Source organism: Microcoleus sp. K4-B3 (assembly GCF_036704615.1).
Taxonomy (GTDB): Bacteria; Cyanobacteriota; Cyanobacteriia; order Cyanobacteriales; family Microcoleaceae; genus Microcoleus.
Genome location: NZ_JAUBSF010000056.1, coordinates 38,466 through 46,370 on the forward strand (window position 1 = coordinate 38,466; position 7,905 = coordinate 46,370).

The window sequence follows — 7,905 nt, forward strand, 5'->3', positions numbered from 1 at the left end:
TTTGACAAAATACATGATTTGTGGTAGGCAAGGTGCGATGGGGGGAAATTCGATCGAGCTTTTTAACCGCTTCGGAAGCACAGGCGGGACGCCCGTGCCACGATAAAATAGAATTTTGTATTTGTGTCTGAATGGATAAAATCAAGATATTGTTTGTGTGCAGTCAGAATAAGTGGAGAAGTTTGACTGCCGAGAAAATATGCCAGAAAGTTAGCGGCTACAGCGTGCGATCGGCGGGAACGGAAAAAGGTGCAAGAATTAGAGTAACTGAGGGTCTTGTCGGTTGGGCGGATTTGATATTTGTGATGGAGAAGAGGCATGGCGATCGACTTCGGAGCAAATTTCCCGAAAGTCTCGAAGGCAAGAAAGTTATTTGCTTGCAAATCCCGGACAATTACGAATATATGGAACCGGAGTTAGTCGAGCTTTTGCAGGCGAAACTGAACCCCTATATGGAAATGCCAGAGCACGAGATAAATTTTATGCAGCGAGTTTTGGAACCGGAAGTGATGGATTCCTTGGAAGAGGCGATCGAATACGATTCGATGGACTTTACTGAGGTTAATACTGCTTTTGCTCAGAGTGCTGCGGCGTTGGGGCCGGTTTTTGGAAACGTTTTGGATGCGGGGACGGGTACGGCGAGAATTCCGATCGCAATTTCTCAACTCCGGCCAGCATGGAAATTGACTTGCATCGATTTGTCAGCAAATATGCTGAAAGTCGGGGCGGAAAATGTGGAAAAGGCGGGCGCGCGATCGCAAATTAGTCTCGAATTAATCGATGCTAAGGCAATGCCTTACCCTGACAATTATTTTGACATGGTGATTTCCAACAGCATTATCCACCATTTGCCCGATCCGCTGCCGTTTTTGCAGGAAGTCAAGCGGGTGTTGAAGCCGCAGGGAGCAATTTTTTTGCGGGATTTACTGCGGCCGGAAAAAGCGGAAATCAGGGATAATTTAGTCAAGCTGTATGCGGGAGATTGCAACGCGCATCAGAAACAGTTATTCAGCGATTCGTTGCAAGCAGCATTTACGCTGGATGAAGTTGAGGAGATGATCCAAAATGCCGGGTTGGATGGGTTGAGGATTTATGAATCTTCAGACAGACACTGGACGGCAGAACGTGCTTGGTGCGAGTCTTTGTAGCCACGGGACGATCGCCCGATAAAATTTTATACGCAGTATTGCACACCTTCAAGCTAAATACTTGCTCAAATCCGACCAACTGCGGAACCGACCCACGACGCTTTTATTGCCAATTGGGAAGCTAGCGAACAATAACCTAGGAATTCAGACGCTGTTTGTCAGGCATAATCGATTCATGCTCCTTTCCAAAATTGTCTAATCAATTTATTGTTTAGTCAAGATGCTTAAGCATCTTATATAAAAAATGTGCGATCGAGGATATGCCGAAAAAGCCCGTTCCGCGACCAGAAAATGAAGAGTCGCATTTGAAGAAGCTCAGAGAAGAACTGGAGATGAGTCAGGAAGATTTGGCGCGAGAGCTTGGCGTTTCGTCGCAAACAATCAGCCGTTGGGAGTTGGGGAAGAACGTACCGACGTTCACCGTCAAGCAGATGAAAGCTTTGGAGAAATTGCTGGCTAGCATCGGCAGGTCGATCGGCGACTTGCCAGACAATCTGTGATCGAAACCATTAAACAAGCCCACGGATAAATCCGTGGAGCAATTTTTCCAATCAAAAATCAAAAATCAAAAATCAAAAATCAAAAATCACTCGATCGCGCCCTCGGTCTTTAGCTTGATAAAGCGCGCGGTCTGCCGCTGCAATCAAGTTTTTTTGTGCTGCCGACGATTGGGGAAACGTACTCGCTACCCCCAAACTCAGCGTCACGAGAGAACACACCTCCGAATTAATGTGTTCGATTTCTAGTTCTTTGATCCACACTCGAATTTTCTCTGCAATCCAGACAGCTATTTCAGGCGAAGTCCGAGGCAAAATCACTGCAAATTCTTCGCCTCCGTAACGGGCTACCAGAGTCTCGCCCGAAACTTCGCCTGTTGAGTAATTTACGGCTTCCAAAATAGCTTGGGCTACCTGCTGCAAGCAAGCATCTCCCGCCTGATGTCCGTAAGTATCGTTGTATTTCTTAAAAAAGTCAACATCGCATAAAATTAAAGATATTTCTGCTGCTGCTTCTCCCAATTCTTGCCATTTTTTCTCTAAGTATTCGTTAAAACAGTGGCGGTTGGCAACCTGAGTTAAGCCATCTAAGTTGGCAAGGCGATACAATTCCGAATTAGCTGCTTTTAATTGAGAATTAGCTGCTTCTAGCTCGCATTTCGTGAGCGCTAAGTTGTAATAAAGTTCGCTCATAAACCAAGTAGCTTGTTGGTGAATTTGGGATAAAGCTACCCACAGTTGATGCACGTCTAACAATCGGTAAACTTGAGGTTCTAACTGCACAACAATTGGCTCGTAAAGCAGTTCCGGCGGTCGCTGCACGGCTCGCTGAGCTGCCAGGACAATTAAGGCTACTCCTGGTAAGATCAAAATATCGGTTTGAGCTATTTGATACAAAGCTATAATCGGTCTGCAAGCAAATATATCTACTCCATAAGGGCGGCTCATGCGTTCCATAAATCGCCGACGCGATATCATCCCTAAAAATTCGCCATTTACGGTCAAGATAACTCCCGGAAGCAGCGGGTGAGCTTGAAAAAACCGGGCTACTTCTTTGGCTAGGGATGAAGCTTCAACTTGAAAATTGAATACAGCTAGATCCTTAAGAGTAGACTCTAAAGATAAATTTTTTGGTAGCTTTTCTGGCGAGTTAGATGGCGGGATAAATTCAACAGACACAGCGCAGATCCGAATAAATAAATAATAAAGAAGCAATAAAGCTAGTGTCAGGGATTAACTTATACTAACATTTATTTATTGGCAGTGGCTGTATTTTTGACGACACTGTTTATTTCAAGGGATAACCTGCTGCGTTAGCTTCTGCCGTGCCTCCTGCACGGCATTGATTCATCTTCACTCAATTATAGATTTATTGAATTATTACTCATTTTTTGATAGTTGGCTTTTTGCGTAGTAAAAAAAACAGGTTTCTGGGCAAGTCCTCAACTCATTCACGGCGCCCACAAACTCAAGAAACCAGGTTTTTAAACCGGGCTGAAGCTGTAACGAGGCTTTGCGTAAAAAAAACGTGGTTTCTGCCACTGTTCTCAACTCAAAACTCAAAACTCCACATTCCCTTACCACCCCCAAGTTCCTGGCCCTCCCTTAAACGGGCCGACAATATCTTTGGTAATCCAGCCACCGTAAAAATCCCCTGGTTGAGATTGCACTAATTCGCCGTCCACATAACAGGCATCCATCTTGCTCGGATAAAAAGCTACATAATCTTTAATAGCCTCAAAGACTTGGGTGGGATTGGGATAAAACCAAGCAGCATTTACTACTTCCTTTTCTCCCACCGTCACAGTGTAATAACCGGCTTGTCCCTTCCACTCGCACCAAGATCCCCGTAAAGTTTTGTGCAAATATTCCATTTTGATGTCCTCAGGGCAGATATAGTAGGCAGGAGGGTGACTTGTCTCCAATACCCGCTGAGGACGGCGCGTGTCGGCGATCGTCACTCCATTAAAAACTATCTGTACGTGTTTGGTCAATTCCTCAAGGCGAGGGGGACGCGGGTAATCCCAAACAGACTCTTGACCGGGGCCGGGCTCTATTTGATCGAAGTTCATTTGCACAATCTCCCCTGCAAAAAAAACACTTAGCGACTTAGCATTACAATTTAATGTACCCTTAATCGAGTCGCTGCTTCAGACCAAACCAGCTTTTCTCAACTCTTCGTAATATGAGTATTCGCGGTATAGACGTTTCCGACTACCAGCCCAATGTCAATTGGCAAGCAGTTGCCCGGGAAGGTATTACCTTCAGTTTTGTCAAATCGACGGAGGGTGCAACGTTAGTTTCCCAAACTTTTGCCCGCAATTGGGCTGCTATGAAAGCGGCCGGGATTCAACGCGGTGCTTACCACTTTTTTCGACCTGCAAGCAGCGTTCAAGGACAAATAGATTTGTTCTTGAAAACTGTAAAACTCGAAGCGGGGGATTTGCCGGCAGTCTTGGATTTGGAAACTACAGGCGGTTTGACTGTGACTCAATTGTGCGATCGAGCCGCAATTTGGTTAGAAGCAGTCGAAAAAGCCACGTTGATGCGGCCGATTATCTACACTTACCCCGGTTTCTGGGACAGCCTGGGGACAAAACGGTTTGCCGATTACCCACTGTGGATTGCTCACTATACCAGTGCTGAGGAACCTTGGGTTCCCGGCGGCTGGAAAACTTGGACTTTTTGGCAGTACAGTGACGCCGGCAGCGTGTCGGGCGTATCGGGCAATGTAGACACCAATATTTATGAAAGCGTCCGAGAAGGCGCCCTAAGTTATAAAGTTGCAGACATCCAGAAGGAATTAAGAATTAAAGGTTTTTATCAAGGCGCGATGGACGGTAAATTTGGAGCTACCACCACAGCGGCGCTCATCTCGTTTCAGAAATCTCAAGGTCTCAATCCAGACGGCATTGCAAGCCTCAACACCTGGGCCGCTTTGATGCGAAAACCTCTCAAAGTAGTTGTCCCCCCTCCAGCGCCGACACCCGCCCCGCTGCCGACTCCCGCTCCAACTCCCCCTCCCATATCAGGCGTGCGGCTGACTCAGGTATTCTCGTCTTATCAAGCTAGCGCTAGCCAAGATACTGCCTTAATTTGGCTGCAAAGTCAGGTTCCTACCTCTGTTTTAGGGGACTTTGCTCAAAAATGGCGGGCAACTGCCTTACCTCCAGACACTAATTTGCGATTGATAGATGTCGGCAAATTTTATCGCGGTTTAGCACAACAAGACCAAGCTTTAGATTGGCTGCAAAAACAAATTTCTCCGGCTATTCTTACCGAGTTTGCGCAAAAGTGGCGCTCTCAATCTACAGTCACTAATTCTCCGATTCGGCTGATAGATGCGTGCAAATTTTATCGGGCAGCACCCAACCAAAACCAGGCTTTAGATTGGCTGGAAGGGCGAATTTCGCCGGCTATTCTATCCGACTTTTTTCGCAGGTGGCAGAATCCCAATCGATTATAGATTAGAGATTTTAGATTGAATCTACAGATGAATCTTGCGATTTTAGATTCTTTTAGATTGTAGATTGACTCCACAAATGAATCTGGGGGTTTGACGGCTCTGTAATTGAAAAGCCGCCAAATCTTGCTATTTGAGATTTGAGATTTGAGATTGACTCCACATCAAAACAAGTCAAATCCTCTCCCTCTGTTTCCGCATCCCCGTCGAACTCTCAAACATAACAGACAATCTCTCGCTTAGCTACAGCTTGCTGCCATCTTTGACGCCAAGAGAATTATCTGATAAAGTTATAGCGACTATCAAGGTTTTTTAATCTTATTGGGAAAAATCCAGGGCCGTGCCGAGTTTGTAAGCTGCGCCGAAAATAGGGCCTGCACTCCAATTACCCGCGATCGAACATTTAAAACTGAGCGGGCAGCCTGTAACAATTATATCTATGGAAATCCCCTTTAACATCACCCAGTTGATGGTCATGACCGTCATCTGTGGCATCAGCGCTCAAGTTCTCGCGGCTTATCTGAAAGTTCCGGCGATCGTCTTTTTGCTGTTGTTTGGCATTTTAGCCGGCCCAGACTGCTTGGGATTGCTGCACCCCAATCTGCTGGGCAGCGGTTTGGAAGTTATGGTATCCCTTTGCGTAGCGTTAATTCTGTTTGAAGGCGGCTTGAATTTGGAATTGCGAGATTTGGGCAAAGTTTCCGGCAGCATCCGCAATTTAGTTACGGTAGGCACTTTAATTACGCTAATTGGCGGCGGAATGGCCGCACACTGGTTGGGGGAATTTCCCTGGCCGATCGCATTTCTGTATGCTTCTCTAGTAGTCGTCACCGGCCCGACAGTAATCGGCCCTTTGCTCAAACAAGTATCGGTTGACAAACAAGTCGCCGCCTTGCTAGAAGCAGAAGGCGTTTTAATCGATCCTGTCGGGGCAATTCTGGCAGTATTGGTGCTGAATATTATTTTGAACGGCAATGCTGATTTGCTGGTTTTGTTCCGAGATTTAATCGTCCGACTATTAGTTGGCGCAGTCATCGGGATTGCGGGAGGTTGGCTGCTGGGATTCATTCTCAAGCGATCGCAATTTCTCTCCGAAGACCTCAAAAACTTAGTAGTTTTAGCCGGTTTGTGGGGATTTTTCGGCTTAGCAGAAGAAATCCGCAGTGAATCGGGACTTATGGCAACTGTGGTATCCGGCATCGTCCTCAGAGCCGCTGCTGTGCCGGAAGAAAGGCTGCTGAGGAGGTTTAAAGGTCAACTGACAGTCCTGGCTATTTCCATGCTGTTCGTGCTGTTGGCGGCTGATTTATCCCTCGCTAGTGTGGTCGCCCTCGGTTGGGGAAGTTTGTTTACAGTTTTAGCTTTAATGTGGATAGTCCGGCCGATCAATGTTTGGTTGTGTACTTGGAACAGCGGACTGAATTGGCGGCAGAAATTATTTATTTGTTGGGTAGCGCCGAGGGGAATTGTCTCAGCGTCGATCGCATCTTTATTTGCAATTTTGCTCACCCAGCGGGGAATCAACGGCGGCGACTCGATTAAAGCCTTAGTTTTCCTAACAATTATTATGACAGTTTTCGTCCAGGGACTAACGGCCGGACGGATGGCTCAACTGTTGGGCATCACCTCAAAATCTGTAACCGGTGCAGCAATTGTGGGGTCAAATCCTTTGAGCAGATTAATTGCTCGCTTGTTTCAAGAACGCGGAGAATCTGTGGCAATTATCGACACAAACCCGGAAGCTTGCGCACAAGCAGAACGAGAAGGTTTGCGGGTGTTTTTGAGCAGTGCTCTCGACCACAGCGTTTTAGAAGAAGCTGGACTGGATTCGATGGGAACTTTTTTGGCAATGACTAACAATGGCGAGGTAAACTTAGTGTTAGCTCAGCGAGCGGCTGAGGAGTTTGCACCGCCGAGGGTTTTGGCAATATTCCCCAAAGATCCGCAAGCAAATACGCCTGCAAATCAGGCTAAAATCAATCAAGCCTTTGTCTCCGATTTGTCGCTGAAGGATTGGAACGAATATTTGAGCGACGGTGAAGTAAAATTAGGGGAAACCGAGTTAAAAAGTGAGGGATTGCAGTTTCAGGTTGCTCACTTGCAAGCTTTGGTTCAAGCCGGGGAGTTGGCGCCGCTGCTGCTGGAAAGGCAAGGCTACTTGCAAGTAGTGTCGGCGACCCAGATTTGGCAAGCAGGCGATCGAATTATTTATTTGCTGTACGATCCGACACCGAAATTGTTGAAAAGATTGTCTGGTTCGTCGCAGTCTCGTTTGACTTTGGAAAAGCATCAGGTAGTTGAGAAAGTGCCGATTCCTTCTCCGGTTTTAGAGAAGATTTTCGAGGAAGCGGGAATAGCAAAAGATGCTGAAATTTTGCAGCCGCCAGTTGCGCGGTAAGAGGAATGATTTTATGGCCGCAGAAGATTCGTATAGGTGTTACTTATTGGTACGAGCGATATTGAGAGCAATCTCATCTCTCCGTTTTTCTATGCGTCGTCTTTTAATCAAATGGATTAAAGTTATTTCCTCCTCCTAAGACATTTCTTCGACTAGCTCTAGAATCGTATCAAAGCTATAAATTTTCATATTTCTGAGCTTAGTAACTTTACACCTACAAGTCTAACCAATCGTTGGAGCCGATCGCGCAAAGGTTGTTTGTGAGAGCCAATGGTTGTCTGTAATATTTTAGCTTAACCAATCAAGTCGTTAGCGAAGCCCTCCTAGAGCGTCGGTTCAGTATTAGGATTTGACAAAAGTGGATGAGTATGATCTGGCTGGAAAAGCCTTTTCAATTCT

General features: G+C 46.2%; 6 protein-coding genes. 4 read left to right on the forward strand and 2 right to left on the reverse strand.

Annotation, left to right across the window (positions count from 1 at the left end):
* Window positions 1-131: 131 nt before the first annotated feature.
* Both QUA78_RS21385 and QUA78_RS21390 read left to right on the forward strand, forming a co-directional pair.
* Window positions 132-1,148 carry a methyltransferase domain-containing protein gene (locus tag QUA78_RS21385; RefSeq protein WP_333301449.1) on the forward strand — a complete coding sequence of 339 codons (1,017 nt, stop codon included), beginning with the start codon at window positions 132-134 and terminating at the stop codon, window positions 1,146-1,148.
* 260 nt (window positions 1,149-1,408) lie between these two features.
* Complete coding sequence (locus QUA78_RS21390; protein ID WP_190735342.1) at window positions 1,409-1,648, forward strand: helix-turn-helix domain-containing protein; 240 nt, start codon at window positions 1,409-1,411, stop codon at window positions 1,646-1,648.
* 72 nt (window positions 1,649-1,720) lie between these two features.
* Here QUA78_RS21390 and QUA78_RS21395 read toward each other — a convergent pair whose 3' ends face one another.
* Entirely contained in the window at window positions 1,721-2,824 is a 1,104-nt protein-coding gene (locus QUA78_RS21395) for a diguanylate cyclase (RefSeq protein ID WP_333301450.1), read from the reverse strand.
* 398 nt (window positions 2,825-3,222) lie between these two features.
* A complete protein-coding gene (locus QUA78_RS21400) occupies window positions 3,223-3,717 on the reverse strand; it encodes a DUF427 domain-containing protein (RefSeq protein WP_333301451.1) in 495 nt (164 codons plus the stop codon).
* A 113-nt stretch (window positions 3,718-3,830) separates the two neighbouring features.
* Between QUA78_RS21400 and QUA78_RS21405 the strand changes: the two genes are divergently transcribed.
* A complete protein-coding gene (locus QUA78_RS21405; protein ID WP_333301452.1) occupies window positions 3,831-5,111 on the forward strand; it encodes a GH25 family lysozyme in 1,281 nt (426 codons plus the stop codon).
* 436 nt (window positions 5,112-5,547) lie between these two features.
* The gene (locus QUA78_RS21410; RefSeq protein WP_333301453.1) at window positions 5,548-7,506 is read left to right on the forward strand and encodes a cation:proton antiporter domain-containing protein; all 1,959 of its coding nucleotides are present in this window, start codon (window positions 5,548-5,550) and stop codon (window positions 7,504-7,506) included.
* The last annotated feature ends 399 nt before the right edge of the window (window positions 7,507-7,905 follow it).